This is a genomic window from Collinsella sp. AF20-14LB (assembly GCF_003459505.1).
Classification (GTDB): Bacteria; Actinomycetota; Coriobacteriia; order Coriobacteriales; family Coriobacteriaceae; genus Collinsella.
Window position 1 is genome coordinate 18,543 of the sequence record NZ_QRWD01000020.1, and the last position, 26,454, is coordinate 44,996.

General features: G+C 55.0%; 48 protein-coding genes. All 48 read right to left on the bottom strand.

The genetic code is table 11. The features are described from left to right. Positions 1 to 169: 169 nt before the first annotated feature. Positions 170 to 886, bottom strand: coding sequence for a DUF2786 domain-containing protein (locus DWX63_RS09450; RefSeq protein ID WP_117843555.1), 717 nt, complete (start codon positions 884 to 886; stop codon positions 170 to 172). 135 nt (positions 887 to 1,021) lie between these two features. Continuing rightward, a complete protein-coding gene (locus tag DWX63_RS09455) occupies positions 1,022 to 1,357 on the bottom strand; it encodes a hypothetical protein (RefSeq protein ID WP_117843556.1) in 336 nt (111 codons plus the stop codon). 111 nt (positions 1,358 to 1,468) lie between these two features. Next, a complete protein-coding gene (locus DWX63_RS09460; protein ID WP_117843557.1) occupies positions 1,469 to 1,669 on the bottom strand; it encodes a hypothetical protein in 201 nt (66 codons plus the stop codon). A 136-nt stretch (positions 1,670 to 1,805) separates the two neighbouring features. Then, positions 1,806 to 2,093, bottom strand: coding sequence for a hypothetical protein (locus DWX63_RS09465; protein WP_117843558.1), 288 nt, complete (start codon positions 2,091 to 2,093; stop codon positions 1,806 to 1,808). Between the two features lie 271 nt (positions 2,094 to 2,364). Next, positions 2,365 to 2,529, bottom strand: a complete 165-nt coding sequence (locus DWX63_RS11315; protein ID WP_158559672.1) for a hypothetical protein — start codon at positions 2,527 to 2,529, stop codon at positions 2,365 to 2,367. A 189-nt stretch (positions 2,530 to 2,718) separates the two neighbouring features. After that, entirely contained in the window at positions 2,719 to 3,321 is a 603-nt protein-coding gene (locus tag DWX63_RS09470) for a hypothetical protein (RefSeq protein WP_233514529.1), read from the bottom strand. 137 nt (positions 3,322 to 3,458) lie between these two features. Next, positions 3,459 to 3,833 carry a hypothetical protein gene (locus DWX63_RS09475; protein WP_117843559.1) on the bottom strand — a complete coding sequence of 125 codons (375 nt, stop codon included), beginning with the start codon at positions 3,831 to 3,833 and terminating at the stop codon, positions 3,459 to 3,461. A 122-nt stretch (positions 3,834 to 3,955) separates the two neighbouring features. Beyond that, positions 3,956 to 4,294: a single-stranded DNA-binding protein gene (locus DWX63_RS09480; protein ID WP_117843560.1), complete on the bottom strand. Its 339-nt coding sequence runs from the start codon at positions 4,292 to 4,294 to the stop codon at positions 3,956 to 3,958. A gap of 226 nt (positions 4,295 to 4,520) precedes the next feature. Continuing rightward, positions 4,521 to 4,826 carry a hypothetical protein gene (locus DWX63_RS09485; RefSeq protein WP_117843561.1) on the bottom strand — a complete coding sequence of 102 codons (306 nt, stop codon included), beginning with the start codon at positions 4,824 to 4,826 and terminating at the stop codon, positions 4,521 to 4,523. 146 nt (positions 4,827 to 4,972) lie between these two features. Beyond that, the gene (locus DWX63_RS09490) at positions 4,973 to 5,212 is read right to left on the bottom strand and encodes a hypothetical protein (RefSeq protein ID WP_117843562.1); all 240 of its coding nucleotides are present in this window, start codon (positions 5,210 to 5,212) and stop codon (positions 4,973 to 4,975) included. 147 nt (positions 5,213 to 5,359) lie between these two features. Continuing rightward, positions 5,360 to 5,773, bottom strand: coding sequence for a hypothetical protein (locus DWX63_RS09495; RefSeq protein ID WP_117758932.1), 414 nt, complete (start codon positions 5,771 to 5,773; stop codon positions 5,360 to 5,362). A 145-nt stretch (positions 5,774 to 5,918) separates the two neighbouring features. Continuing rightward, complete coding sequence (locus DWX63_RS09500) at positions 5,919 to 6,212, bottom strand: hypothetical protein (protein WP_117843563.1); 294 nt, start codon at positions 6,210 to 6,212, stop codon at positions 5,919 to 5,921. A gap of 66 nt (positions 6,213 to 6,278) precedes the next feature. Then, positions 6,279 to 6,599 (bottom strand): hypothetical protein, encoded by a 321-nt coding sequence (locus DWX63_RS09505; RefSeq protein ID WP_117843564.1) that lies wholly within the window; start codon positions 6,597 to 6,599, stop codon positions 6,279 to 6,281. A 48-nt stretch (positions 6,600 to 6,647) separates the two neighbouring features. Continuing rightward, positions 6,648 to 6,860: a hypothetical protein gene (locus DWX63_RS09510; protein ID WP_117843565.1), complete on the bottom strand. Its 213-nt coding sequence runs from the start codon at positions 6,858 to 6,860 to the stop codon at positions 6,648 to 6,650. A 142-nt stretch (positions 6,861 to 7,002) separates the two neighbouring features. After that, the gene (locus tag DWX63_RS09515) at positions 7,003 to 7,320 is read right to left on the bottom strand and encodes a hypothetical protein (RefSeq protein ID WP_117843566.1); all 318 of its coding nucleotides are present in this window, start codon (positions 7,318 to 7,320) and stop codon (positions 7,003 to 7,005) included. 71 nt (positions 7,321 to 7,391) lie between these two features. After that, on the bottom strand, positions 7,392 to 7,601 hold the full coding sequence (locus tag DWX63_RS09520; protein WP_117843567.1) for a hypothetical protein: 210 nt from the start codon (positions 7,599 to 7,601) through the stop codon (positions 7,392 to 7,394). A gap of 177 nt (positions 7,602 to 7,778) precedes the next feature. Next, the gene (lepB, locus tag DWX63_RS09525; RefSeq protein ID WP_158559673.1) at positions 7,779 to 8,348 is read right to left on the bottom strand and encodes a signal peptidase I; all 570 of its coding nucleotides are present in this window, start codon (positions 8,346 to 8,348) and stop codon (positions 7,779 to 7,781) included. Between the two features lie 9 nt (positions 8,349 to 8,357). Continuing rightward, positions 8,358 to 8,714 carry a hypothetical protein gene (locus DWX63_RS09530; protein WP_117758938.1) on the bottom strand — a complete coding sequence of 119 codons (357 nt, stop codon included), beginning with the start codon at positions 8,712 to 8,714 and terminating at the stop codon, positions 8,358 to 8,360. A gap of 26 nt (positions 8,715 to 8,740) precedes the next feature. Continuing rightward, complete coding sequence (locus DWX63_RS11540; RefSeq protein ID WP_233514530.1) at positions 8,741 to 9,493, bottom strand: DNA/RNA non-specific endonuclease; 753 nt, start codon at positions 9,491 to 9,493, stop codon at positions 8,741 to 8,743. A 281-nt stretch (positions 9,494 to 9,774) separates the two neighbouring features. Beyond that, positions 9,775 to 10,155 carry a DUF2493 domain-containing protein gene (locus tag DWX63_RS09540; protein ID WP_158559674.1) on the bottom strand — a complete coding sequence of 127 codons (381 nt, stop codon included), beginning with the start codon at positions 10,153 to 10,155 and terminating at the stop codon, positions 9,775 to 9,777. Positions 10,156 to 10,335: 180 nt separating this feature from the next. Further along, entirely contained in the window at positions 10,336 to 10,764 is a 429-nt protein-coding gene (locus DWX63_RS09545) for a hypothetical protein (RefSeq protein ID WP_158559675.1), read from the bottom strand. A gap of 115 nt (positions 10,765 to 10,879) precedes the next feature. Then, complete coding sequence (locus DWX63_RS09550) at positions 10,880 to 11,146, bottom strand: Lar family restriction alleviation protein (RefSeq protein WP_117843571.1); 267 nt, start codon at positions 11,144 to 11,146, stop codon at positions 10,880 to 10,882. Positions 11,147 to 11,158: 12 nt separating this feature from the next. Further along, entirely contained in the window at positions 11,159 to 11,362 is a 204-nt protein-coding gene (locus DWX63_RS09555) for a hypothetical protein (RefSeq protein WP_117843572.1), read from the bottom strand. Next, a complete protein-coding gene (locus DWX63_RS09560; protein WP_117843573.1) occupies positions 11,349 to 11,798 on the bottom strand; it encodes a hypothetical protein in 450 nt (149 codons plus the stop codon). The genes DWX63_RS09555 and DWX63_RS09560 overlap by 14 nt, the downstream gene beginning before the upstream one ends. A 2-nt stretch (positions 11,799 to 11,800) precedes the next feature. Beyond that, positions 11,801 to 12,400 (bottom strand): hypothetical protein, encoded by a 600-nt coding sequence (locus tag DWX63_RS09565; protein WP_117843574.1) that lies wholly within the window; start codon positions 12,398 to 12,400, stop codon positions 11,801 to 11,803. Positions 12,401 to 12,420: 20 nt separating this feature from the next. Continuing rightward, the gene (locus DWX63_RS09570; protein ID WP_117843575.1) at positions 12,421 to 12,858 is read right to left on the bottom strand and encodes a hypothetical protein; all 438 of its coding nucleotides are present in this window, start codon (positions 12,856 to 12,858) and stop codon (positions 12,421 to 12,423) included. Positions 12,859 to 12,984: 126 nt separating this feature from the next. Then, a complete protein-coding gene (locus tag DWX63_RS09575) occupies positions 12,985 to 13,989 on the bottom strand; it encodes a glycosyltransferase family 2 protein (RefSeq protein ID WP_199411187.1) in 1,005 nt (334 codons plus the stop codon). A gap of 13 nt (positions 13,990 to 14,002) precedes the next feature. Then, positions 14,003 to 14,233: a hypothetical protein gene (locus DWX63_RS09580; protein WP_117843576.1), complete on the bottom strand. Its 231-nt coding sequence runs from the start codon at positions 14,231 to 14,233 to the stop codon at positions 14,003 to 14,005. A gap of 21 nt (positions 14,234 to 14,254) precedes the next feature. Continuing rightward, positions 14,255 to 14,485: a hypothetical protein gene (locus DWX63_RS09585; protein WP_117843577.1), complete on the bottom strand. Its 231-nt coding sequence runs from the start codon at positions 14,483 to 14,485 to the stop codon at positions 14,255 to 14,257. After that, on the bottom strand, positions 14,486 to 15,187 hold the full coding sequence (locus DWX63_RS09590) for a hypothetical protein (protein WP_117843578.1): 702 nt from the start codon (positions 15,185 to 15,187) through the stop codon (positions 14,486 to 14,488). A gap of 11 nt (positions 15,188 to 15,198) precedes the next feature. Then, positions 15,199 to 15,513, bottom strand: coding sequence for a Lar family restriction alleviation protein (locus DWX63_RS09595; RefSeq protein ID WP_117843579.1), 315 nt, complete (start codon positions 15,511 to 15,513; stop codon positions 15,199 to 15,201). Beyond that, positions 15,500 to 15,817, bottom strand: a complete 318-nt coding sequence (locus tag DWX63_RS09600; RefSeq protein ID WP_147336092.1) for a hypothetical protein — start codon at positions 15,815 to 15,817, stop codon at positions 15,500 to 15,502. Before DWX63_RS09600 ends, DWX63_RS09595 begins: the two co-directional genes overlap by 14 nt. Before the next feature lie 99 nt (positions 15,818 to 15,916). Then, complete coding sequence (locus DWX63_RS09605) at positions 15,917 to 16,231, bottom strand: hypothetical protein (RefSeq protein WP_117843581.1); 315 nt, start codon at positions 16,229 to 16,231, stop codon at positions 15,917 to 15,919. A gap of 198 nt (positions 16,232 to 16,429) precedes the next feature. Next, positions 16,430 to 16,765 carry a hypothetical protein gene (locus DWX63_RS11165; RefSeq protein WP_147336093.1) on the bottom strand — a complete coding sequence of 112 codons (336 nt, stop codon included), beginning with the start codon at positions 16,763 to 16,765 and terminating at the stop codon, positions 16,430 to 16,432. Between the two features lie 4 nt (positions 16,766 to 16,769). Next, positions 16,770 to 17,054, bottom strand: a complete 285-nt coding sequence (locus DWX63_RS09610) for a hypothetical protein (protein WP_117843582.1) — start codon at positions 17,052 to 17,054, stop codon at positions 16,770 to 16,772. Continuing rightward, complete coding sequence (locus DWX63_RS09615) at positions 17,055 to 17,417, bottom strand: hypothetical protein (protein ID WP_117843583.1); 363 nt, start codon at positions 17,415 to 17,417, stop codon at positions 17,055 to 17,057. It lies immediately after the preceding gene. Between the two features lie 2 nt (positions 17,418 to 17,419). After that, positions 17,420 to 18,220: a ParA family protein gene (locus DWX63_RS09620; RefSeq protein ID WP_117843584.1), complete on the bottom strand. Its 801-nt coding sequence runs from the start codon at positions 18,218 to 18,220 to the stop codon at positions 17,420 to 17,422. A 329-nt stretch (positions 18,221 to 18,549) separates the two neighbouring features. Next, the gene (locus DWX63_RS09625) at positions 18,550 to 18,927 is read right to left on the bottom strand and encodes a hypothetical protein (protein ID WP_117843585.1); all 378 of its coding nucleotides are present in this window, start codon (positions 18,925 to 18,927) and stop codon (positions 18,550 to 18,552) included. Then, positions 18,927 to 20,330, bottom strand: a complete 1,404-nt coding sequence (locus tag DWX63_RS09630; RefSeq protein ID WP_117843586.1) for a flotillin family protein — start codon at positions 20,328 to 20,330, stop codon at positions 18,927 to 18,929. Before DWX63_RS09630 ends, DWX63_RS09625 begins: the two co-directional genes overlap by 1 nt. 69 nt (positions 20,331 to 20,399) lie before the next feature. After that, entirely contained in the window at positions 20,400 to 20,585 is a 186-nt protein-coding gene (locus tag DWX63_RS09635; protein ID WP_117843587.1) for a hypothetical protein, read from the bottom strand. A 17-nt stretch (positions 20,586 to 20,602) separates the two neighbouring features. Then, the gene (locus DWX63_RS09640) at positions 20,603 to 20,788 is read right to left on the bottom strand and encodes a hypothetical protein (RefSeq protein WP_117843588.1); all 186 of its coding nucleotides are present in this window, start codon (positions 20,786 to 20,788) and stop codon (positions 20,603 to 20,605) included. Positions 20,789 to 20,838: 50 nt separating this feature from the next. Further along, complete coding sequence (locus DWX63_RS09645) at positions 20,839 to 21,312, bottom strand: hypothetical protein (protein WP_117843589.1); 474 nt, start codon at positions 21,310 to 21,312, stop codon at positions 20,839 to 20,841. Between the two features lie 13 nt (positions 21,313 to 21,325). Continuing rightward, on the bottom strand, positions 21,326 to 21,745 hold the full coding sequence (locus DWX63_RS09650; protein WP_117843590.1) for a single-stranded DNA-binding protein: 420 nt from the start codon (positions 21,743 to 21,745) through the stop codon (positions 21,326 to 21,328). A 21-nt stretch (positions 21,746 to 21,766) separates the two neighbouring features. Then, entirely contained in the window at positions 21,767 to 22,123 is a 357-nt protein-coding gene (locus DWX63_RS09655) for a hypothetical protein (RefSeq protein ID WP_117843591.1), read from the bottom strand. 157 nt (positions 22,124 to 22,280) lie between these two features. Further along, positions 22,281 to 23,345, bottom strand: a complete 1,065-nt coding sequence (locus DWX63_RS09660; RefSeq protein WP_117843592.1) for a hypothetical protein — start codon at positions 23,343 to 23,345, stop codon at positions 22,281 to 22,283. Between the two features lie 612 nt (positions 23,346 to 23,957). Then, the gene (locus DWX63_RS09665; protein ID WP_117843593.1) at positions 23,958 to 24,455 is read right to left on the bottom strand and encodes a hypothetical protein; all 498 of its coding nucleotides are present in this window, start codon (positions 24,453 to 24,455) and stop codon (positions 23,958 to 23,960) included. Between the two features lie 63 nt (positions 24,456 to 24,518). Continuing rightward, the gene (locus DWX63_RS09670) at positions 24,519 to 25,385 is read right to left on the bottom strand and encodes a DUF6273 domain-containing protein (protein ID WP_233514531.1); all 867 of its coding nucleotides are present in this window, start codon (positions 25,383 to 25,385) and stop codon (positions 24,519 to 24,521) included. Between the two features lie 330 nt (positions 25,386 to 25,715). Continuing rightward, on the bottom strand, positions 25,716 to 26,454 hold a 739-nt coding region (locus DWX63_RS09675), incomplete at its 5' end, for a BspA family leucine-rich repeat surface protein (RefSeq protein WP_147336094.1).

The following is a 26,454-nucleotide window of genomic DNA, read 5'->3' on the forward strand; positions in this document are numbered from 1 at the left end:
TCGTTCCTTCCTGTAGCGGGGTCGCATGACTCGTTGCAGTCATGCATATCGTCTAATTCTATCAGTACGATGGCGAACCAACTCCACTCAAATCGGCGCTAATTTTCCTATGGCCATATATAGGAAATGGATGGGGAGGGCATCACCCTCCCCTATTTGGTGTCGGTCACTATGCGCAGGATGCGATGCGGTCGCCCTGACCGAAGCTGTAGCCGTCTTGCCTGCCGGCATCCTCGATTGAGTGATCGGAGGAGACGGTAATGGGGCGGGGCTTCATCTTTTTGCAGTTCAGTTCGTCATTCATGTAGCGGTTGACGCTCTCGGGCACCACGATCGCCAAGGCCATGGTCTCGTCCTGCTCGAGCTGCTCGCGGTAGGAGTTCTCGAGCCCCTGAATGAAACCGAGGCAATAGCTGTTCTTGACGCCCGCACGGCGCCCAATCTTGGTTCCATCCTGCTCGAAACGTTTGTCGCAGAACTTCTTGAAACACTTCTCGATCGCGTGCTTGGTGGCGCGGAAACAACCGGCTGCGACCGTGGCGTCCTGGGACTCGCCGACGAAAACGAAACAGGTGCCGGTCACGTTGCGACGGCCGCTCCAATAGTCATATGCGCCATGGCTCGTCTGCATGTAGCAGCGGCAACGGTAGTTCTTCGCGATGACGTATGCGAGGACCTTGACCCACTCCGGCACGCGCTTGCCGAGGTCTTCGGCAGACTCGTTGACCTCGGGGACATTGTCGTTGAGGTCGATATCATCGATGGTCATGTTGTTCGCGGCAAGGAGGCGCTGGAGGGCAAGGGATGCCGCCCTGGCTTCGCCCTCGGACGTCGCGCCGTCAATCATGGCGAGAATCTTCTTGAGCTTGGAATCGATAGGGTTCATGGGGTATCTCCCTTCGGGTGTGCGAAACGCCTTTCGTTTCGCTTATCGAGATATAGTATAGTTGAATATGGATAGGGATGCAAGATCTATTGCGAAAAACGAGAACAAAAAAGCGGTCGCGAAACCGCCTTTGGGTTAACTTTGGTGCGGTATCATCGGTAAAACGAACTTAGACAGCTCGGTCAATTTGATATAGGCGTAGGGATCCCAATCGTCCTTTCCGTCCCTGCATGCAAGCAGTTTCTTGAGCCTGGTTTGGGCTTTTGCCTGTACCTCACGCCGATTGTATCCATAGTCATCGCAAAGGTTCCCGACAATATCGAGAATCTCACGTCTCCCAGTCGCGCGATTCTCGAGATCTTGAAGCATTTCGTTCTTCAATTCGATCCCGTAGAGCTCATCACCGAGAAGTTTTACCAGCGCGTCTTTCTTGAGAACTAGCATCAGCTTAGAACCACCTTTCTGAAACATGCAAAGTCTCCCGCATGCACGCCCGTATCGTTCAATTCACGTTTGATTGAGGCTGTCGACGAGGGGAGACGCCGCCAAGTCGATATAACGGCGCCTCCCCTGCGATGAAACCTAATACAAGTCTGCCGCTCGGAATTGGGACTCGGCGAGCCAATAGCCAGCCGATTGACCTAGCTCCTCGGCGGCCTGCCTTGCGACACGCATGGCACCGTTCTTAGCCGTGCTACTTGCCGCTCGGTCGCCTGCATCGGCGGCGTCCCAACTCTCGACTATGTAGGCCGCGATTGTCTCGATATAGTCCTGTTTTAGCATCGGAAGTGTCTCCCTTCGGGCTTGCGGAACGCCTGTCGTTCCGCTTGTGGAATATATTATAGTTGTATTTGGGGCGGATTGCAAGATCTAGCTAGGAGAATAGCATGAAAGAGGCGATCTTTCGACCGCCTTATATCTATGCTGCGTCCAAAACAATTTCTTTGCCAGTGTCTGTTTGCTTACAAACAAACGGTCGGTCGGAATCATAGTTATCGGTAACTCCCCAGCAACTGAAGCACAGACCATTCTCGTCTGCTTCTTCACTCAATACGTCCTCGACCAGCGCTTTAAAATTGGGAAGTGCCGTCTCATTCGCCGTATCCTTATCTGCGTCCAAGATTTCTTTTCTCTTGGCGATGCACTCAGAAATATACTGTTCTGCCAAGGCACAAAAAGCATCTGTGTATCGAACGTAATTCAACATATTCAATCCTTCCAAATTGGTTTGCGGAACGCCTGTCGTTTCGCTTGTTGCATATAGTATAATTAAATTTGGATTTGGATACAAGATCTAGCTGGGAAATGATATGGAATAAACGGCTTTGGGAGCCGTCCTTTCCGTTCTATTGTGCATGTTCTGTCAAGGAGGTCAGTACGATTTTTTGGTTCTCCCCTTTCAGCTCTCTTTTGGCTATCGAGCGGAAGTCCTCGGTATAGTCGGGGTCGTTCCCGCTGCGCCAGTCCTCCGGCATCTCTTACCAGGCACTCTCATAGTCATCTGACGTGCAATCGTCTATATAGAAATAGAAACCGTTCGTGTCTTTCAGCGCACGCATGGTCTTATCGAGATCTGCGTCCTTAGACATATCCAAATCAAAGAACCATGTCCTGGTCTCGGTGTACATCACGGTCTTCTTCATTATCGGTTCCTCTCAAGGGGCTGGAAACTTATGTGATCGCTACCGAACTAATGTAATTCCATTAGTTCGGTTCATGCTGCATGTTCATGCCGTGACCGCATATGCGAGGCGGTCACGGGCAGAGGGGCATCGGATAAGCCGATGCCCTTTTCTCTCGATATCGGAGGAATACCACTTCCTCAGCGCTCTCTATTCCCTGTCGGGATTATTTCGCTCGAAGCGGTGGAAAGCCTGAAAGACGGGGCTTTCCCCGTCTACGTCAGCTGTGCGCCCATCAGCAAGGGCAGCTGCGAGCTCCCTGACCCCATCAATGAGTTGATTTGCAGTCGAAACGCCGTATATGTCGTAACTCGAGAGGCAGTTCCATATCTCGAAGCGCTTATGCCATGGCATCGACGTGGTTTGACTATCAACGAGCGCTACAGCTTCGGACGCGATTTGCTCGCCGAAATCTTCGGCGGCAAAGGCGAGAAATGCGTCTCGAGTATCCGACACGAAATCCTCGGCTGTGTAGGTCGACGTCACGGAATAATTGGACTCAACAATACCGGTCTCGCTATCTTTTGTTTCGGTAAGGATGCCAAACACAAGCTCTGGGGCGGCTATATCCTCTAGACCGCGTCGGTTGCAGAATACGACTTCGTGTCGGTAGATGGTCTCCGCCAGGCGCTGGTACCCGCGAAGCTCTCGCCTCGCGAAGTTCAGGCTCGAGCGAAACTCGCCGCTTCCAAAAGCCCCGCTAACCTCCCGATCGCCGATAAATGCTGTTGCCAGATAGCTTTTCGTAGCCATGTCAATTCCCTTCTACTAAGGTCTGCGAAACGCCTAACGTTTCGCTTGTTGACATATAGTATAGTTGCTATATGATAGGGATGCATGATCCTCTAAGAAAAATATAAGGAGTACCGAGGTATCGATACTCCTAGCAACTATTCCTCTTCAAAATCGAATGCATCGGCAAAGTCTCTGTCCAGCAATACAGCTTCCTCCTCGAGCGCCAGATGAAGGTCTGTTTTGGACAGGGCCAGATTAACCCCGCAAAGGGCCAGCATGTCCGCATCGACCGGAATAGCATAGGCATCAAACTTCTCAAGTAAATCGAGGTCACCGGCCGCCAATGCCTGGAAGTCCTGTGCTGCCTCGCGTCCCCGCCCCGGCAAATACCTCGAACAGCGGCGGAAAACCGAATCTCTAGAATCAAAGGGGTAAATTGCCGCGCCCACGTAAATGCTTCCGTCCTGTGATTTATAGGCGACGACATTTGCTCGGCTGTAGGCATCCGAATATTTAAAATCAACTACCATACGTACCGCCAATCTATAGACTGCTGGATAATTCCATTGCGAAAAAACGCGGAACGGCTATCGTTCCGCCAGTTGCATATGTCAAAAGGCGGGCAATCTTTCGACCACCTGCCTTTTGGTTCCTACTGGTCTCGACGCTGGGCCATGAATTCGATATCCTCGATGACCACCTCGAGCTTGGTACGATGCTGTCCTTCCTTCTCCCACTGGGTGAAGCGGAGCTTCCCCTCGATGGCAATCTTGTCGCCTTTCTGCATGTGCTTGGAGACTGCCTCGGCGCGGGTTCCGAACATCGAGCAATCGACGAAATTGGGGTAATCCTCCCACTCGCTGGTCTGCGCGTTGCGACGGCGGTCGTTGACGGCAAGGCCGATCGAGAGGACGGGGGTACCGCCTGCGGTAGCGCGGAGCTCGGGGTCACGGGTGAGGTTACCGGAAAGCAGAACGCGATTGATAGACATGGTGTGTGTTCCTTCCACTAGGGTCTACGGGATGCCTTTCATCCCGCTTGCTGACATATAGTATAGTTGAATATGGGCAGGGATGCAAGATCAAATCGAGAAAAGATCGAAAAAGGTTTGGAGTAATCGAACTGAGCTCAAGGGTTCAAGGTAGTGTATCTAATGGAAGAGGGCGAGCACTACCGATCGCCCTCTAGACTATCTATGCAGTCCTCGTGTGTCCTACCTATCCAATCACAACGCACTTGGGAACACGGTAGTAAGCGCAGTCCTCATCGGTAAGCACGCCGACAAGATCGGCAAAGGTTGTGTATCCATCGTTTTTCTCCGGGTCATTCGGTGTGAAAACACGGGGGACATAAATCATATTACCCTCCGCGTCAGTCGACAATCCCACAGGCATCCTCGCTATAGACTTGTCGATAGAGATCAGTTCGTTCAGCCTGGACATCAGCTCGCGCACCGTCATGGGGCGGATCAGGCCGTCGTCCACCCTGGTCACGTACCTGGAAATATCGTTCGCGTTGGACATTTGAAGTTCCTTCCTCTGAGGCTTACGGGACGCCGTTCGCCCCGCTTGTTGACATATAGTATAGTTGTATATGGATAGGGATGCAAGATCAACCGGGAAAATAGGATGAAAAGGGCACAGGATAGGCCGATGCCCTTTTGTTGGGACTAATTGCCAAACAGGTCGCGGTAGCTTTCGTCGTTCCACTCGGCAATCGGGTCATCGCAGCTGTCGTCGGACTCGACCTCAGTCTCGAGCGAATACTCGCCGCAGTTCTCGAAGTCATTCCAGAAAGCATCGCTCTCTATGATTCGACCCAAACGCTCTAGGGCATCATTCTCGTCCTTGCCCTCGACAACGACCAGACCTTCACGATGCTCGGTGACCTTGATGGTGAAGTTCTTCATGGGGGTATCTCCCTTCGGGTTTGCGGGATGCCCTTCATCCCACTTGTTAGATATAGTATAGTTGAATATTGGCAGGGATGCAAGATCCAACTGGGAAATCGTTCAGAAAAAAGGCGGCCGCGAGACCGCCTTTTGTGTGAAATGAAGTTATTCCAGACCCCAAACGCACTCCTCACCGAGTTTTTTAAGCATCTTGCGGGTTAAGTCGTCCTTTGCGTAATCGAGTGCGCCGTGGATCTCCGAATTATCGTATCCAGGCTGCTGGCAGGCCTGATACTCGTAGCACTCGATGCAGCCGTACTTCTCGCCGAGAGTGAAGGGCTTCCCGTCCTGCTTCTGCGTGAGCTTGAACTCATGGGCGCGGGTATGCTTGCCGTAGTACTCGTTGACGGAAGCGTAATTGGCATCGAGAAGCATCTGCCCGACAATCTGGCCGCAAGTCGCGGGGTTGTACTTGACGCCCGACTCCTCGTCCTTCAAGCTCGCCGGCTCGAAATCGGTGTCTGCCATTGCGGCGACGATTGCGGAAATCGTGAGATCGGAAACGACGTAGCAGCTCATTTAAGTACCTCCAAAAGGGTCTGCGGGATGCCTTTCATCCCGCTTGTTGACATATAGTATAGTTGAATATAGAGTGAAAAACAAGATCGATTTCGAAAAATGGCATGAAATAAAGCGGCACGGAAACCGTTTATCAAAGTACGATTTATTCGCTATCACGCAGCGATTTCAAAACCAAATCTCGAGCCTCTCCCTCGAGTTCCCTATCCGCGACCTTTCGAAAATATTCGGTAGCATGATCGCAGCATGTGCGCTTTTCGCCTGATGATAGTTCATCCCACTCGCTCTTATATTCATCCTCGGCGCGGTCGGTCAGATAATAATTAAAACCCTCGGTTCCAACCAACGCCGACAATGCCTCCTCGACCTGTGCCCCCTCGTCAACATCGAGCTCGAAGTACCAAGAACGAGTTTCAGTGAACTTAAAGACTTTCTTCATGCCTGTTTCCTTTCCAATACAAGGCGTTCATGGAGATGGATGAGCGCCCACTAAACCAGATGCCCTTTAAAACTCCTGTATCTGCGAGAGGTCGATTAGGGTGTCCAAGACGCCGATCTGGTCTTCCAGAATATCCAAGTCATGCTCCACCTTCTGGAATATATACTCCCCAAAATCACAGTCCTTGGAGTGCAACCTGACCTCAAGCAAAAGCCCGATTCTCTCCATGGCCAGACGCATCCGCTCGTAGTTCACAAGGATGCGATCTCGAAAAACGCCCTCCTCAGGTTCCTCAAGCACTTTAATCTTACCGATCATGCGATGCGCCTCGTGGTTCAAGCCTCGAACCCTGGCAATCGTCTCGATTTCCTTTCGATTCGGTTGCATCATATCCTCCTTTTACCCGTGTGCGCCAGAGCGCACACGGCCATCAATCTACTCGTCGGTTCCGAACATCAAGGCACCGATACCTGCGGTGTAGTGGGAATCGAACCAGCGCCAGACACCTTCGACTAGCGGTTCGCCCTGCTCGAAGATGAACCAATCCGTCCCCAAAACGCCGTCCAGCTCGTCAGGGGTGTAGTCAATCGGAACGTTTCCCAGCTCGCGCCATTTGCGCTCGAGAAGCTCATCCGTGTAGGCAGTCATTGGGTACCTCCAAAAGGGTTTGCGGGATGCCTTTCATCCCGCTTATTGACATATAGCATAGTTGAGTATGAGCAGGGAAGCAAGATCGGTCAAGGTAAAAGACACGAAAAAAGGCGATCTCGCGACCGCCTTTTGTTCGGAGCTAGCTGTTATCCTTGAGGACCTCCACAGCATCGTAGATGATGGCCGAAATATAATTGCCGAATCCGGTCATCTGATTGCCATGGAAACAATGCCTCGGCAGGCGCTCGAGGTGCGCGGCGAGGCATTCAAGGTTCTCGATTTCATTCGCGCGAATGAGACGCTTCTCGGCTTTAGACAAGGATTCTTCGAATTCAAGGTTCTTGTCCCTCATGAGCGTGTCGAGATCATAGCCTTCACCGGGCTGGCTCGCCAAATATTCAGCCGCTTCCTTGCATTCCTTTGCAACCTCATCCAGGCTCATCATTTCCTCAGTCATTGTTGTTTCCTTTCTCTGTAGGGTAATAGTCGATAAGGTAGGGAGCGCCGTTGCACTCCCCCTGTCGGCGGTTACAGCGAGCAGCGGTAGGCTTTGACTACTTGGCTGGCGCACTCGATGCCGTATGCGGCAATAGCCCAAGAGATGGGCAATACGATGCAGTTCAGATAGAGGTAGTAGAACTGGCTGAACCATGCACCGAAAGCAAACGCCGCCGCGCCGATCAGCGCCATGACAATCCTCGGGAAGTAGAAGAGGAAGTCATCCAATTTGCGATCCATAGGGTATCTCCCTTCCGGGTGTGCGGAACGCCTTTCGTTCCGCTTGATGACATATAGTATAGTTGAATGTTGGCGAGGATACAAGATCAAAATGAGAATAATAACAAAGAGATTTACGAAAAGGGCATCCATTAAAGGATGCCCTTTTGAGTATGACTAAATGTCAAACTATATGTCTCAAAGGAGGCCGATACGGTTCCAAGGCAGGTAGCGCATGACGCAGATGCCTATCACGCTGTCCTCTGATATCGGGCCGAAATAGCGGGAATCTGCGGAATTCTCCCTGTTGTCGCCCATGACCCAAATCTCGCCCTCGGGAACTTTATAGGGGTAGGATATATGCTTGCCCTTTCCAAGGTACAGCGGATAGGAATCGCCCTTCGCGTAATCCTCCGTGATTTTCTTCCCATCGATATATACCGATCCGTTTTTCATATCGACCGTCTGTCCGGCGCAGGCGACAACACGCTTACATAGGACGTCTTTCTCGGAGCCCTTTTCGGGGTTCTCGAAGACGATAACGTCCCCCGCAGAGGCGGTTTCACCCAACTCCAGGGTAATCTTCTCAGCTAGCACGCTATCGCCGACTCGAAGCGTATCGCACATCGATTCGGTGGGGATGCTGAACGGCTCAATAACGAACGACCTTATCAGTAGAACCGTGCCGATAGCCGCTAGGATTATCGCGGCGTAGATAACGGCGCCCCATGGAATAGGTAGGCGCGTCTCGTTTCCGGGCTCTTCCAAAACAACCACCTAGTCCATAAGGCCTTTCATGCCGATTGCAGTCAAGCCGCCTGAGCCCGTGCTTTGCTTTAAGGCGCTCTGAACCACCTGTTTTTCATTGAGGTAGCTGGCCGAGTCGGCCGGGCTGTGACCGCAATCGTCCTCAACATCCGATTCATGGAAATAGACATACGTTCTCCGAGCCATGACCGAAGGATGCATCCTATATCCAACGGCCTTCGCTTTTGGCGCGAAACCGCGATTGAGCCACTGGTTCAGCGTGCGGAAGCTCGCCCCCAGGTCAGCAGGAAGGTGGTTCTTGATTGGGAGCTCATCCTCCGCATTGGCAGTCACGTCGCGCCCCATAAAAGTCACCGTTGTGTACATGTATGAATCTCCGTTCTGAAATCAAATCAATTTACTTTCGTCGCTTCGCCCGTGGCGTAATCAATCCTGTAGCCAGGCTGAACGTTATAGCAGTAGACATCGAAATCGATGCTCTTGCCCTTATCCGCCAAGGAGTACGCCTGGATGCGGACACCGCGTGCGACCAATTCGCCGTCACGGAAATCGGGGGTCACCTTGTAGTAGACGCGACCGCCGCCGGCAAAGATAAAGTCGCACACCTGCATCTCATAGGGCAGCATGCCCTCGATGTTCATATAGCGGGTTCCCGTGATTAGGTTGCGCTTCTCGGCGTTCATGCCAGACAGGCACCAGGCTACCAAGTGGCAGCGATTGTACAGATACTTGCCATCAAGGGAATCGTCGCGAACCGTGTGCCAACCGGAGGGCCTCACCATTCCGATTGAGCCACGCTTCTCCCCTCGTGCGGGAGCCGTCTCGAGGGAGATAACCATCTCCACGGAGCCGCATCGACCGGTCGAATCGAGATCTGGGAGAATCGGATCAGTAGGTGCCGTTTTAGGTGACAAACCACTCGTATCCGAAAGCGTTACAGACGGGTTGCCGGTGTAGCCAGGAATCGAAATCGGCTGACTTGCGGTCGAGGTTACATCAGAAGAATGGGGAGCCGTGACAAACTGATTGGCAGCGGAGACACCGAAGAATCCAGCGCCTTGAGCCAAAAACGAGGTGCCTACGGCAAAGAAGAGCGCGATGCCGAACTCTAGCAGCCGCCTGACTTTCGAGTTAGAGATTTTCACGGGCGCCGCTCATTTCAGTTGGTCGGGTCATTGGTCTCGCATCCTTTCCTATCGATAACCAGATGCGTCTCCCCGGCCTACTGCGCGACTCTTCGGCAGGGCAACGCCTGCCTGCAATTCCGACGCAGCACGAAATGTCCTTCCGGAACTGCGCCTAGTCTTCTCCTGTCCGATGCGTCTTGGGGAAACGCATTAACTGACGTTGATTTTAGCACAGGAAAACGGCACGCCGTCAGTTTCCGTTGCAGATAACGGCATGCCAACAAGATGCGTCCATGAAATTATGGAATCGGTGAACCTTGGGGAACGTCAATTCTGACTAGCCTGATCGGATTGTCGAACTCTTTTGCAAGAGCGAAACTCTGGGCGGTGCCTTTGCTGTGTCCGTCCCAAAAGGCGATAACGCCTCGCTCGGGAAAGGTCGAGATGTAGGCATGCATCTCGCGGTTCCTTACGTAACCTGCTCGTTTCCCATATCGGGACCAATCGGCGGAGAAAATCTGCAACGGGTAGCCATGACTATGGGCATAGCGCTCGGCCAGCGCATCGGCACCCGAGCAGCCGCCCGAAACGATCTCGATATCGGTCTTGTCGGCGAGAAGGGCATCGCACTTCGCCTTGAAAGCGTCGTAGTCGGTATAGCCCCTGCTCCCGATTATCATGCAATGGAATGTCATTTGGAAACATCCCTCCATATGGGATTGCGGGACGGAAGACGTCCCGCTTCAGTCATATAGTATAGTTGAATACGAGCAGGGAAACAAGATCCATGCGGCAAAAGAACATCAAAAAAAGCGATCTCACGACCGCCTTAGAAAACGCCCGATCACGCTGCCTGCGCACTAAGAGAAATCATACTCACCCTGGGTGATGCTACCTTGCGGGACGTGTATTCGTGTCTCCTGCCTGCTGAAAGACAACTGATCGCGCGACCATTCGCCAACTATGGGCAATGCATAGTTTAAACGGACGATTTCATAGCTATTGACCGTCTCGACTCTCGCATCCTCGGCATCCGCGTCCTCGTACACTACCACCGTTTTGGCAGGGTAGCATCTTCTCCGATAACCCCCATCATCTTGCTTCACCATCAGGACGTACTCATCGGTTGAGGTAAGGTATCCGAAAGAAAGCGCCGTTGCGCCCGATAGGCTAGATTCCGTCTTGAGCGAGGCAAGGGAGTGGGTCCCTGCAACCTCAGTTTTCTCCCCAGCCGATTCAATACTTGTCGGAACTAGAGCCTGAAACAGAACGCAGATAATCGCACCCACGGCAACGACCGATGCGATATATATGCGGAAACGTCTATCGGATGATTTTGAATCGGGTGCGAGCAGACTAAGTAAACTGACTGCGCAGACGAGAATCAGTGCAAGAAATACGTATCTAAACCAATTCATCCGCGCCCCTATCGCTCGGGGTCCATCTTGCGTTCCATTGACGAATCAACAGAATCCGCGCGGTGTCCTCAGCATCGTCTATTGAGTCGGCAATGCCGTCTGGGCCAATCATGTGCATGTTGCAGTCGCCGCAGTTCATTATCATGCGGACGTCGTAGACAGTAACGCCGTCCGTGCCGTCATACATATCGACGTCGTAGCGGCTCGGTTCTATGTCAGAGTTGCCGCAGAAAGGGCATGGGAGTATATCCAAGACTTTCTCCTCTCAACAGGATCTAGATTGAGAGACAATCTTCCGCAGGCGGTTGGAAACGTCGTTTCCCGTCCCGCAGATAGACTTGCCCTCCCAGTAGACCACCGACGTTATCGATTCAAGGTATTCGGCAAGGTCAATGAGCACGGCGGGGTCGACGACAACGGCATCGCCATGCGAGCCGCGAATACGATTCTCATCATCAGTATTCAACATTTTCCAGTCCATCCACTATCTCGACAAGCCGACCATCCTCGTACCTGTAGGCCATATATCTGCAGCACCACTCACGCCAGGCTCGGTAAAACGGTTGGCTATTCTGCGAGTCAGCCCAGCCGCAGAAGCCTATGAAGCCGTCGGATTTGAAACTCACCGCCTCGCGACCGTTCCACTGACCGGGACAGTCGATTTTCAGATATGCCTTAGCAATGCCGCCATCGGGGTTCATCTTGTAGCAGAGGCTATCGTCCTTGCGCCGAGGAATCGTGTAGCGCGGAGTCTCGCCCTTGCGACATGATTCGGCGCACGCGAGGGCAATATAGCCCTGCAGGGCATCGAGGTCATATGGCTCGATGTCCGCATACTTCAATTTGAGGATTTCCCATAAGTAGCGACATTCCATCGACGTCATGTCAGCAGAACTATCCAACATCGTTACCCCTCAGTCTTTTCAATCACTCGGCCGCAGATGGGGCAATGGCGGTAGAAATAGGCGCCGTACTCCCCCTCGTCATGGCCGCATTTGTCGCAAAACCATACAGGACCCTCGAAGTTTTTCGATTCGTCATCCTGCCCGCGGACATATCTGCATGTCATCACGTCAATCTTGTCGGCTAGGTCTCTTGCGGCACATTGCTCGACTGCGGGGTATTCCTCGTTGTAATACTTCACGTCCAAGCCAAAAGCCTTGGCGAGGTCGCAAAGGTCCAGCAGGCCTCGTCGGCCCAGAGTATCGCCGTCCGATATTTCCTCGAAGACTGCGTCCGAGACTGCGTTGCGGAGGGACATGGCGATATCGAGGCGAGCATGCCGTGCGAAGCCTGAATCACCCACAGGGCGATCGATATAGTCTGCAAGTGTGAGCGCGTCGCGTCTCTCAATAAGGAGTTCCCCTTCGGCACTGTGGCATTCAATGCCCAGCTTAGACAGCGCAGCGGTGACATTGACGTATTCACTGACAGGCTTGGGACCTGCAAGTGCAAGGGAACGGAGCGCGTATGCCATCTCGCGGTTCACGTTGGTTAGGTTATCCATATAGAGTCTCGTCCTTCTTATCAGTCTTGACGGGCTTTAGTGTCGCCTGGAATTACCTTCAAAAGCGTTCTTTTGGGCATCACGACCTTGCGTCCGCAATAGGGGCAGTTCTTTAAGAGTTCGACTCTCCATCCGCCCTCGCAGCTATCATCGGGCAGGCGGACCTTGCCGAGAGGTCCGTCCGCCCCGCAAGCGGAGCATGTGAAATGTCCAGTCTGCGGCCCATTAAGGTTCTCGCAGATGCCGGGGTCAATCATGTTCGCGAGCAGGTCCAGCGTATCCTCATCGGTAAAGGGCATCTCGTCGGCAACCGTCTCCTCTATAATGCCGGCGATTGAAGCGGGACCGATAGGTATACCCGCCGCGCCATGACAGTGCGAGTTGTAGCGGAGCCTTGCGGCAAAGTGGATTCGGGTGTCGCTATCAGGTAGCGGTGTCTGCGATTCGTAGATATTCATTTCGGCTACATCCTGTCCATCGAAACGCTTGGGGAACGTTCGCATTAACTATAGTTATTATAGCTAATTCTTGCCGCAAGAGTCGGCAGAGCGTAAATCAATTTGAATATAACCGGTAGGCAGTACCTAGGGGAGCGGGTGCCGATTGTCTCGGGGTTGAAATTGGGTTGCCCACCACGGTCTATCGGACGTGCCTTCATGAGGATTGGGAAATGACCGGTAGACCTCAAGCTCCCACTGCCTACGATCCGACTTCGCCACCGCATCCAGAATCAAACCGGTGGCAAGCGCCAGGGCGCAGAGAAACATCAAGGCCGCGGCGAGAATCGCGGTCGGGAAACGCGGCACGATGCCAGTAGCGGCGAACTCGTGAATGACGGGGAGACCCAGCGCCATTCCAACGATGAAAAACAGAAGCGCAACCAGGGAAAAGAACCTCAGGGGTCGGTAGTCCTTGAAAAGGGTGCCGACCATTGCGACGACCTTAATGCCGTCGGACAGGGTATTCAGCTTCGACTCCGATCCCTCGGGCCGGTCCCGATAGTCTACGGGGACGCTTTGGATGCGCCACCGGCGGTCGACGGCATGTATTGATATCTCGGTCTCGATTTGGAAGCCGTCTGAAAGAACGGGGAACGTCTTGACGAAGGGCTTGGACATGGCGCGGAAACCCGTCATGACGTCGGCGTATTCGTAGCCGTAAATCCACTTGATCATGGCGCGGACCAAATCGTTGCCAAAGCCATGGAACGCACGCCTATTCTCCTTGGCGTACGTCCCGTTGGACAGCCTGTCACCGACTACCATATCGGCTCGTCCGCTTAGAATCGGTTCACAAAGGGCTTTCGCTGCCTGGGCAGGGTAGGTATCATCGCCATCCACCATGAGGTAGCAGGCGGCATCGATATCTCGGAACATCTGCCGGCAGACGTTTCCCTTGCCGTGGCGAGGTTCGAATCGGACGGTCGCGCCGTGCCCCATTGCGATAGCGGCGGTCGCGTCAGTCGAGTCGTTGTCATAGACGTAGATCGTCGCGGCTGGCAGCTCGCGTTTGAAATCGTCGACCACCTTGCCGATGGTCTGGGCCTCGTTATAGCAGGGAATGATGACTGCAATCTCGTCTTGATCCACCCAGAGCACTTCCCTATTTGATATCGAGATAGACACACGGAGAACTCCATGCGCCGCCCGCGCGAGTTGCGATGTCAATATAGCTGCGCTTTGAGCGGATAACCTCAGCCTCGGCTATATCGAGCGGCAGGCGAAATAAATCCTCGTGGTCGATATAGGCCGAGCACCTCACCCGTCCGCCAGCTCGGATAATCACGAGTTCGTAGACCCTGGTCTCATGTCGGCAGTATTCGATAACGGTCATGATCAGCCTCCTTTAACTTCCCTATTTGATATCGAGATAGACGCATGGGGTATCCTCTAAACCGCCTGACCGGTTCGCGAGGCGAATCCAGCCGCGCTCTGCGCCGACAACCTCGGCATTGGCTATATCGGGCGGCAGGCGTAATAAATTCTTGTGTTCGATATAGGCCGAGCACGTCACCCATCCGTTATCTCGGATAATCACGAGATCGCGCCACTTGGCCTCTTCGCGACAATACTCAATAACGGTCATTTATCTATCCTTTCGAAAATTTCGCCCGCAAATCGGGCAATAGTTGATGGGAATATAAGCGCAGTCGATGCCGTTGTCGTGGGACATGCTCAAATGCACCCCTTGCGGGTCATTGACCTCGAGTGCGAGCTCTATCCCCTCAATCAGGTCCATATCCCCACAGACATCATCGATATCGTTGAGGAGCTTGGCGCGGTACGGGCTGCACCACGGGCAATAGTCGTTCGAAAAGACCCCGCGCGATGTACGGTAGGAGTATGCGCTGTGGTTCACCATTCGGAACAGGAGCTCGGAGACGGATGCAATCCGGCTGCTCCCCGGGCCGATCCCGAGGTCGAATTTTTTCTGCAGACGCCCGCGGGCGTCCGGGCAGAAGACCGCCGCGTCCTTGGGGAGCTGTCGGGTCTCATAGAGCGTCTGGGCGAGATCAGGCGGGCAGACGAGCCAGTTCGCATCGCCCCGGAACGTCAGGCCGTGTCCGCTCTTGAAGTCATTCATACACGATTTGACCTCGACGAAGACGAATTCACCCCGCTCGATGGATGATGGGAACGGTGAGTTCCGCGCGGGCCTGAAACCGACAAAATCGACGCGATGGACATCGTCCACCCACACCTCAGACGAGACCAGGGAATACTCGCGGCGCAACCGAGCCAAAACGCGCTCGGACAGCTCCTCTGTCGTCTCTTCACGCTGTCCCAATTTATGCCTCCTTATTCCGCATGGCGTGTATTCCAAGTCTTGAGGGCTGCGATACAGGCGTTGTATTCATCCTCGCCCTCGATAATCGATTTGCGCTGGGGACCGTCTATCTCGGCGGTGCAACCTCGACATTTGCAGGTGGCAGATGAAAAGTAGAGCGTAGGTACGCCCTCGACATACGAGGTGGCTCCCTGTCCGTAGGGATAGATAGTCACCTGCCTGCTACCGCAGAACGGACAGGCTTTAGCATCGTCGACATCCATGTAGGAGGTATTGCGACAGCCGATAAAGGCCGTCCGTTCCAGTTTGTATCTACGCTTCGGCATCACTTGCGTCCCTGTAAATCATGGTAGCCGAGTCATTAGGGCGGCGGGTATCCCATGCCCGCTGCAACTGCTCAAGGGAGTCGTAGCCGCCCATCTCGATCGGACATTTGGCGGCGACAGCCTGCTCGATATCGGTGTGCTCGATTTCCCAGCACGGAGCCCCGTCCATCCATGGAGCCCAACGGGGCGCCACCGTGCCGCCGCAGAAGGGGCAAGTCTTGAGCTTTATGGCGTTTCGGCGCTCGCGAAGCTCCTCGGGCTCCATGCGGGGAAAGGGATCGATCGGGTTTGAATTCGGTTCCATTCGGATACTGCTTTCTATAGGGGGAATGGCTATCAACTTGCGTCCCAACGTATGCCGTCCCAGTGGGTGGAGCGGCGCGGCGGGGTCGGCTGCGTGCGATTAGATGCTGAAAACGGCTCCGCAGCCCAGGCAGTACGCGGCGAAGCGGGTGTGATATGGGATGCCGGTACCGCAATTCGAGCAGGAGGAATGTCCGTTTTTCGACTCGATGGTCGCCGTCGGGCGGGCGATATACGCTGCAAGCAGTTCGTAGCAGCTGCGCTGGCTCATTGGGTCGAAATCGTCGTCGCAGGTCTCCTGCAGGATGTCCTCAAGGGGACGAGGCGCGGAACTCGATTCGGATTCCTCTTTGAGGACCTCTGCGAGTTCAAATCGGTCGCTATCGGAAATATCGACAGCAGTCAGCTGACTCATATCGGATCACCAATCTTTTTTATAGGGTTAGGGAAATTCGCCGGTATGCCCGCCGCGGGGGACTCTATGGCGTGTCGAAGACCATTGTCTGTAGGGAGGGTGAAAAGGGGGTGTGGGGAGTAATGGAATTCAACAGAGTCCGCCGCGCCGAGCATGCCGGCAGCTATATGGCGAGGGGGCTGCGGCGCCGTCTTCCACTCAGGCACGTGTCACATAAGGAAGGAAAGGAGTCAACAAAGGGGGTGTCGGGAAAGCGTGAACCCCGACCCGTGAAATAGAATCGATCAAATACGAGGGAGACGACGCCGCAGCCCCTTCGCCAGCCAAGGACAAAGGAGCAGGGCCATGGCGGCGGCATAGCCTGATATGACCGCCGCGAAATAAAGAAATGTCGCAAGCAGAGAAGGTGACGGAACCCTGGCGAACCAAATCGAGCAAGGCCTTGCGCTCCTTTCGGACGGCTGTAGCCTTCTCAAGGTTCGCGCGGCGCTGTTCATCGGTCAGAGCGGGCAGCTTGTTTGCAGAATCGGACATAGGGTCACTCGCTTTCGAATAAATCTTGGTATTGCTCGGGCGTCAACTCGCAGATGAACGCCTTAATTTCAGCGCGGTTCTTGCGAGAGACGGTGATAAAGGCATAACAGGGAGTCTCGGGGTCATCGGGATTGGGGGCGGTCGCTACCGCGAGTAGCTGACCTGCGTGCCGCAGGGTTTTGGCGATTGTCTTCATCCCCTTCGGAATGAGAGCGTCTTTGGGCTCCAAGACCCGCTCGACCTGCCAATCCCGAAGCGAGGTTCCGGTAATATCCTCAATCTCGTCCATTTAAATCCCTTCCCTATCGAGTTCATCGAGTGCTTGGATGACGATATCGGTCGCTATCGCCCAAAGATCGCGCATGCGGATGTGGTGGGTGACGGCTGCGACCTTCATGCGGTCTACTGCCTTGGAATCAATCTTGAAGGAGACTTGCGTCTGGCGCGGGAAATCTGCCGCCGCATACTCCTTGGAGTAGGCCGCTTTAATCGCAGCCGCCATCCCCTTCACGCATTCATCGCCAAAGGGATAGGGGCCTGCCTGCCTGGCAGTCTCCGCGGGGCGTGCGGACGCACGTCCCGAATGGCGGTTCAGCATGGCTCGTTTCGCGTCAGCCGTGAGGTCCATGCGATTCTTCGATGGTGCGGCCATGGCTACTCGCCGCCCAGATACTCGTCCACAAACTTGCGGAACTCGGCCACGGCGGCATCGTTGGGGCGGAAGCCGAACAGCGGCTCCTTGTTGTTCGCCGCGTCCTCAATCGCCTTGTGCTTCATCGGACGCGCCGCGTAGAGCTTCGTGTGGCCAAGCTCGGCGATTGCGGGAAGCTGCTCGTCGGCGGCGCGGGATGCAACCTCGTCCTTGCTGTACTTGTTGAGCAGGATGCCGTCGATATTGAGGTCGGGGTTGAACGCATAGTCGGCTTTGATGGACTCGACGAGGTCGTAGACGTTGCCGAAACCGTTAATCGAGAACATCGACGGCTCGGTTACGATAACCACGTCATCTGCCGCGACGAGGGCGTTCAAGGTGGAAAGACCGAGGGACGGGGGGCAATCGATAACGATGTAGTCGTAGACGTCCATCGCAGGTTCCAAGGCTCGCTTCAGGCGAAACTCGCGGCCGAGGCCTTGAGAGAGGACCGAATCGAGGTCCTTCATCGCGATATCGCCGGCGATAATGTCGCACCCGTCCATGAACTGGACGCAATCAGAGAGGGATGTCTTGGGCTTCTCGAGCAGATTGAAGACCGTGGGGACGGCAGGAGCGGTCTCGGCCTTCATCCAAGTCGTGATGTTCGCCTGGGCATCCATATCGATCAGGAGAACGTTGAACCCGCGCTCGGCCATGCCCTCGCAGAGGGCCTTGCTTGCGGTGGTCTTCCCAACCCCGCCCTTGTTGTTGATTACTGCAATCGTCCTTGCGACCTGCGCCACGCCATCGGCACCCATCATCGGACTCCCTTCGGATTCGTGCGACCCCGAACGGAATTACGAACATAGATAGCCTAGGTGATGGGCAGCACGCCGCCCGTCACCTTACGATATTTATAGATGTCGCGTAGTCATCTTCCTGTCCGTCATCCAGCGCTTGGGGAACGCTTTTGACTTAACTATATGATAACAGCCTATCGGCATAATGCAAGCATTATCTGAGAACTATCGGCGCGTCGTTAGTATTTGCGTGGGATGGGTCACATCGGCAAAGAAAAGCCCCCGCAACCGTTGTGGCGCGGGGGATAAATGATGCGGGTACTATAAGCGATACGGGTGCACCCGTGAAGTTAGAAGAATATGAGCCAGACCGTACCCAAGAGCAAGGAAATATATCCTGCGGTCGTCACAAGGAGATCTAAAAAGGCAAGGACGGTCAGCGTGTTGATCTGTGCGGTACCGCAGAGAGCCAAGCTCGTAGCGAAACCAAACAAGGGATAGATTGCACAGACTAGGCAGATTGATTCAAGACCTGCCGTCAACAGGGGGTTCACCCCCGTCAGCTCATCGCGATGCAGCAACCCCATCAGGACGGCAACGATGGCGAGCGCCAGCCAAATCAGAAAGACGCCCGCTTTGATGCCCCTGGTGTCCACTATCCATGACAGGGGCATCGCGCAGCCAAGGAAGTCGAGCAGCAAGGCCGAGACGACCAGCAAGATGGCCATCAGTCAACTGGGCTTTCTGCAGGGTCGGTATCGGTATCGGAGCTCGAGATCAGGCCGTTCAGCAGGGACGGCAGGTCGATTCCCGTGCTGTCCTTCAGGCCAGATGCGACCTGGTCGACAATCGAGGTGGTCTCCTTTACGAGCTTCTGGGCGTTGCCCGATCCGTACATCTTGATGGAATCGACGGCGGTAAGGGGCTTCGCGACCTGCTCGGCCACCTTGGGCATGATGTCGATATAACGGTTGGCGAGCAGATAGGGGTTCTCCATGCCGTTGTAGGCCTGTGCCTGGGCCTTCACGCCGGCAGCGATGCCCTCTCCCCTGCTCTTCTCGGATGCGCCGTCAGCCTCGCCCTTCAGGCGCGTGGCCTCGGCCTCGGCGGTAGCCTTCGCCTTGATGCCCTCTGCGTCCTTCTGGGCGGAATACAGTTCGGCATCAGAGGCGTTCTGGCGCTCGATGCGGGCGGCTTCGGCCTGCTTCGTGCGCTTGTAGAGGTCGGCTTCCGCCGCCTGCTCTGCGGCGTAGCGGTCGGCCTCGGCCTGCTTCTTCACGGTCGCGTTCAGCTCGCGCTCCCTCACGTCCGCCTGGCGCTCGGCGAGCTCGACCTTCTTGGTCTCCGCGGCGATCTCGGCCTCCTGCTGGGCGATATAGAGCTCGCGCTGCTTCTCGGCCGTCACGGTGGCCTTCACCATATCGGCCTCGGCCTTCGCCTTGTCGGCCTGCTTCTTGAGGTCGGCCTGCTTCAAATCGAGCTGGTTCTGGCGGATGGCGACCTCCTCGGCCGCCTTGATCTGCGCCAGCTCGGCCTCCTTCTTGATCTCCGCGGCCTGGTCGGCGCCCATGGAGCGGATGATGCCCTGGGAGTCGGAGAAGTCCTGAACGTTGAAGGTGCGCAGCTCGAGGCCGAGGTTGGCGAGGTCGTCCTTGGAGCCGTCGAAGACCTTGGCGTTGAAGCTCTCGCGGTCGCGCATGAGCTCCTTCAAGTCCATCTGACCGATGACCTCTCGCATCTTACCCAGCATCACTTCGGTGACCTGGCGCGTCATTTCCTCCTTGTCCATATTCAGGTAGTTTTTGGAAGCGGTCTCGATCAACTCGGGGGTTTGGCCGATCTGGAAGTTAGCGACCGCGCAGGCGTGGATGAGGATTGCATCCTGAGTGGGGATCTCGTTCTCGGTAGTCAGTTGCACCTGCACGGCACCCAAGGACAGGGTATCCACGCGCTGGAGGAGCGGGATAACGAACGTACCCTTACCGGAAACGCTGCGCATCTGCCCGAATCCAGATACGATCATCAGTTTGTCCGGTGGGCATTTGCGCCAACAGCTCTCGAACACCATCGCCACGACCAGGATACCGACGATGATGGGGAGCAGGTTGAAGATTACAGATTCGAAGAGCATGCAGCTTCCTTTCTTCAAGGGCGGCTCTGACAGGGGCCGCCCAGTTATAAACAGTTGTATGTCAGGGGATTACGCCAAGAACTCAATCAGGCGTACGAGCATCATGACGAGCGTGGCGATGCAGGCAAAGACGCAGAGCGCGAGCGAGAAGGTCCATACACCGTGTAGGATCTCGACCTGCTCGAAGCGGCTCAGGCTATTGAACCCGCCGCCGTACCTCGTCCAAATGTCGCGAAGTTTCTCGATAACGTGCATCTATCACTCCTGTGAAACTAGAAGGAATTCGAGGTCAGGTTGTTCAGAACCACGAGAAATGTGACCATACATGCGAGGACGCCACCAAGGAGAACGAGGATCGATGCGCTATGTATGAACTCGTCCAGCTCGTAAGGGCTCAGACTATTGAACCTGCCGCCGTATCTAATCCAGATATCCCGAAGTTTCTCGATAACGTGCATCTGACACTCCTGTGAAGCTAGAAGGTGTTCGGGCTCAGAGTGCATCACGATTATTCGCCTCCCGCGCTCATGTTCGTGAGCAACTGGTGGGTCCAAAACCACTGCCAGTAAGCATTGTTCTGGCGCTCAGCCGCCTGGGATTTGGCAGAATCTGCTTCGGTGTTGTCGGCTTGCTCTTGAGCCTCATCGGTTTTGACGGAATCGGAATCGGTCAGCACGATCGGGAAATCCGCACCGACCGCGGCGGCGTTGTACTCGGCTAGGGAAACCTCGTGGTCTGCCTGGTGACTACCGTTTCGGACGGTGACGTAGTAGCTCTTGCTGAAGCCCGCCGAGTCAATATATTTGCCCTCGATGGTTCCCGTCTGCGTCAGCTCGACGTCAGGCGAATCGCGTCCGCCGCGAAATCCACCGTTGTCCAGATACGTCATGATGAGAAAAGCAAACGCTATTATCAGCATGACAGCAAATAAGATGAATTCGATTGCCGCCTGACCGCCTACCGAGCTCTTGTTGAATCGCAACGAACCCACGCCCCTAGAAAGGGATATCGTCATCGAAGTCATCGACGACGGGAGACATCGGGGCTTGCGGGGCAGGTGCCTGCGCGGGCTGGGCTGCGGACGGTCGAGTCGCCAAGAACTCGATGTTAGCGACAATCAAATCGAGTTTGGAATGGCGCTGTCCGTCCTTGTCCCATGTCGAGTAACGGAGCTCGCCTGCGATTGCGACTTTCTGGCCCTTCGCGAGATAGCGCGACAGGGCCTCGGCACGCTTGCCGAAAATGGTGCAGTCGATGAAGTTGCTGCGTTCATCCCACTCGCCGGTCTGCCTGTTTCGAACCGAAGTGTTGAACGCCAGGGTGAACGACAGGAGTTGCGTACCGCCCGCGGTCGTACGCAACTCGGGAGGTCGCGTCAGGCGGCCGGTCAGGGAAACGCTGTTGATATCGGACATGTCGGTTCCTCTCTCGAAACGCTAATCGATAAGGTCTGCGATGAAGTTCGCACGCTTTGCGCGGCTCGCGTGCCGCTGCGCCTTGCTGTGGGATGCCTCGATTCGGCGCACCGCGGTGGAAATCTGGTCGGATATACAGGCACCGCTTGAGATATCGGCATAGCGGACACTTACGACAAGCCCGCGCTTGTGGCCGCTCACTCGGCGGCCAATGAAAAATGCGGGGTATGCCTGGGTAATCTCCATGCGCACGGTTTCCATGCCGCGTGCCTTGAACGGGGACGGCATAGCGACATCCACGACCTCGCCTACCAGCGACTGAACCGCCTCGTAGACGAACGTGCCGTCATCATGCGGCTCGTCCTCGAAGTAGAACATTCGGCTTCCTATAGGTTTTTCGCTTCGCAAAAGGGCGGAGGCGGACTTGAATCCGCCTCCTGCAAACAGAGTGTTCAAATCGTCATCCTATCTGTCCGGCAGGTCGTTTGGGGTGCGGCCTGACAGCTAGGATAATAGCATAGTTAACGGTGTGCCGTTATATGTTTCCTATGTTATCGGTAGACGGTATGCAATTGCGGACATCTGGGGGCGTTTTCGGACATTTTTGGGCTGTTTTAGGACATTGTCCGGGAATGTCCGTAAATGTCCGAAGCGGCGACAGGGCTTTCGATTCGAGAGCGCGTCTGTGCCTTGCGGTGGAAACGGACAGGACGCCCTTGAAGCTCGCGATGGATGCGTTGATCACTTCCGGTGACAGTTCCTGCGAATCCACAGACGAGCAGAGGGACTTGAGGTGCCTGCGATATCGGATGAGCGTAATCTGGGAGAGACGGCGGCGAGGATGACCATCAGGACAAGAGAATCGGATTTTGAGAAACGCCAATTCCCGATCAAGACGGGAAGAGAAGCAGGCCTTCGCATTCGGCTGAAGCCCCAGGGATTCAATACCCGCTAGGAAGAGATGGCGGATGTACGGCAGGTCTTTTTCAGAGCAGAAAATGTAACCATCATCCATATAGCGGCCAGCCCCGCCCTGTCTGAGACGCTCATGGAAGGCATGGTCCAACCTATTCAAGTAGGCAATCGCCGCAAGCTGGTTCACCTGGTTGCCCAATGTCAGGAAATCCGATTCGCGGCTATAGAGGGCGGCGATATCGAGGAGGCGTGACATGGAGTCCAATTCAGGCCGCCCGCAAAAGGACTTCAGGATAATTTCAGACAGGACGGCATGCGCCCGAACCGAGGGGATACTTCCGAAATAGTTCCTAACATCGTATTGGAAAACCCGAGCGTCTTGGCCAAATCTCGCCCGTGCAGCAAGCATGTCCCGCTCGAAGCGGCTGCGTGCGAAGGAGGTCCCCTTGCCCTTCAGGCTCGCCGAGTTCGAATAGACGAGGCTTCGCGACAGCATCGGGACGATAAAGCGATCGCATAGGCAACGCTGGATGACGCGATCTTTGTAGCGCGGCCCCACGATATGCCTAACCTTGCCCCGCTCGCAGAGGGTGAAGCGGACTGGTGGCTGGCGGCGATACCTACCCGAGAGCAGGTTCTCGCGCAGGCGGATACAGTTGATGGCGCGGTACCTGTCGAACTTCATCGCAGCCGATTTCCATAAGGTACCCTTCGCGCATATGCGAGCCGCCTTATATAGGTTTCCGAAAGAGAAAACGTCTTCAGGTGTTTTCGGTACCGTCGCAAGCGATCGGCGGCCCAGCTCTCGGCGGCGCCTCTCTCGGCGTTCACGCCGCCTTGCCCGATGGGAGCGGTTCAAGGAGCTTTCTCCTTTCGTAATTCAACAATAAGCCCCGGCTGCACCCCTATTCAGGGCGCCGATTCCGATGTGCCTGAAAATCGCCGGAGCGATCCAGATGCCGTCTCTTTCGAGAGGCAAGTCCGCCCATCTTGCATCACCGGGGCCTGTATTCGCAGCGCCGGATGGGACGCCGACCGGTGGGTATCCCCTTTTCTCCTTTACCATTCCGCTTTCACGAGATGCGCTACTCAGACCAAATGGAGAAAATCGGGACAGACGCAATTCGAGTTCGTCGCGTTGTTGTTGTTCGACGGATCGCCGTTGGTGTTGACATTGAGGAAGTTGTTGGAGTTGTTCGGATTCACCGAGCGCTCCCACCAATTGCTACCAATCTACGGATGCCCACCTCTCGGCACTCCACAGGGTGAGCATCGAGAGGTAAACAGCCTCGGGAAGTTAGGAAAATTCTCTATTATCCGTCTCGCCTGTTGACGCAAATTGCTTCAGGCGATGCCGTTCCGACTTTATCGCGCCTTTGGTTACCTTCATGGCATTGGATACGGATCCAGCGAGCGAGATGAGCCTTTCCATCTTCACAAACGGCTTCTTGACTTGAATTTCGGCACCATTCTGGTCTCTTTCCGTGTAGACAACTTGGGGCATATCGTCCAGCCAGGCATCGATGAACATCGCAATCAGGCAAAGCCGTCCGTAGGCATCATTCAGGCAGGAAAGCCTCTGGGCACTCTCGACTTGAGTCATCGCGTAGATTCCATCGGCCTCGGCCGTTGCCTGCATCAGATCGTAGCCGGCGCGACAGATGTACTGCGTCTCGGTGAGGGCGCGGGATTTCGGTAGCTTCTTGGCTATCGAAATGAGTTCACGCCAGACAATCCGCGCCTGTCTGAGATATTCAGTCGAGACTGATTCAGTCTGTTTACTCTTGGGAACCATGAGACCTCTAGATAACGTAAAGGAACCTCTCCAGCAAATGCCGGAGAGGTCCATGTGCGAAGGTTAGAAGGAGAAAGCGGGACAGACGCAATGCGAGCTCGTCGCGCTGTTGCTGTACGACGGATCGCCGTAGGTGTAGACATAGAGGAAGTTGCTGGAGAAGTTCGGACGCACCGAGCGCTCCCACCAATAGCTACCAATCTTCAGAGATTCATTGCCCGAATAGTTATTCGTCACCTTGCCCTTGAACGCCTCGTACTGGGTACCCTCGGAGGAAGTCCAGGGATAGCTGGATGCCCAGTAGGAGGTGGGGACGATCTCGGAGTAGCTGAGCAGGAAGAGCTTATCCGAGGTAGCCGTGACTGCGGCGTTCTTATCGGTTCCGTTGACGTTGTTCGTGAGCTTGGTGACGGCCTTCACCTTCGACTGGAGGTCGGACGGCATGAGTTTCCAGATCTCGCCGGAGTTCATCTTCTGGCGCAGCTCCGACTTCTCCCAGCCGCCGGTGTTGGAATTTTCGGCATTCATTCGGGAGTTGATGGTCGTCGAGGTAGTGAGGAACGTCAGGCCAGCCTTGCCGGAACCGTCCGCCAGGTCGTCGTGGTTGATGCCAATGATGCGGTATTCCAGCGTCTGGCCGTTCGTCAGTTTGGTGGAGAACTTCGTCCCGGCATCCATGGCAGCCTTGGCCTTGGCGTAAACGACCGAGGACGTTCCATTCTTGGCGATGTCGGTTGCCGCGGCCTTCTGCTCATCGAGCGTCCAGTCCTTGGCATCCTTGTTCACAACGGTCTTCATCGCCTCCTGGTAGGCCTTTTCCTCCGCGCTCATGAAATTGCCACCGTCGGTACCGGAGTCAACCGTGTTCGTCACCTGGTTGAACTGGTTTCGGATGGCACCGGCGACGCCGGGTCCGGCGAACACGATCACCAAGCCGATGAGGGCGATAATCAGGACGTACTCGATGATAGATTGGCCTCGGAGACGGGCACTCCTAGGAGATACCTCTCCCCGTGGCGAAAATGCCGCTGCATGCATATGCGGCTCCCTTCGCTCAGGGTTGGTAGAAACAGATCGAGCGTAGGGGCGGCGCGGGTTTTTGCGGTGGTCTTGCCGCTGCGGCAATGGCGTTTTCGACCGTGCTGGACTGCACGCCTACCGAGCTACATAACTATCTGCCTGCACAGCTACACTGGTAGTCAAACGGAAAATATGGAAGCATCACGGTGCGCTCGCGCGGGGTACTATCTAGGGTCTCCCCTATCGTGAAAGCATACCCCTAGACGCAACGTAGGTATCGGCAGTGTTGTTCGGGATGTCCTGCGGTGTGTATCCCCTGCCAGACGAAACGCTATACCACTTACCATCGGCACCGGGGATGGTGCTGGCTGAAGGAGTCGGAAGATATGAGTTAGCACCTTCGCCATCATCACAGATGACCCATTTCCAATTTAGACCAAGGGAAACTTTCGATAGGGATTGGCAATGGCCGAACATCTTGTTGGCATTGACCGTCGAAGCGAGATCGAAGCCCGAAAGGTCGAGGGCTTGCAGGGATAAGCAGTCGAAAAACATCCCGAACAGCCCTGCTTTATCAGGGTGCGCAGACCAACCTCGAATATCAAGGTTCTTAAGCGAATGGCACTCTTGGAACATGCAGTTGAAGTTGTATGTACCCGAGACATCCCATGAGGAAAGATCGAGTGACTGCAACTGTGTCGCCATGAAGAAAGTATCGGCCATCTGGGTGCATTTGGATGTATCAAGCCGTGCGACATCAACGGACTTGAGCTTAGTCATGTTCGAAAACCAAACGCTTACGCTTTTAGGGGCGATGCCATCATCTAAGATCTTGACCGCCTCAATCTGCGATTGATGCGCCGCCCAGGGAGCGGTTGACGAGCCATATCGGTTGGTAGGAGTCTCGACAAGCGTATACGCCCCCGTCTCAAACCCCGTGTAAACATCGGTCACCCTGCGGTAGTTGAACATGTCTCCC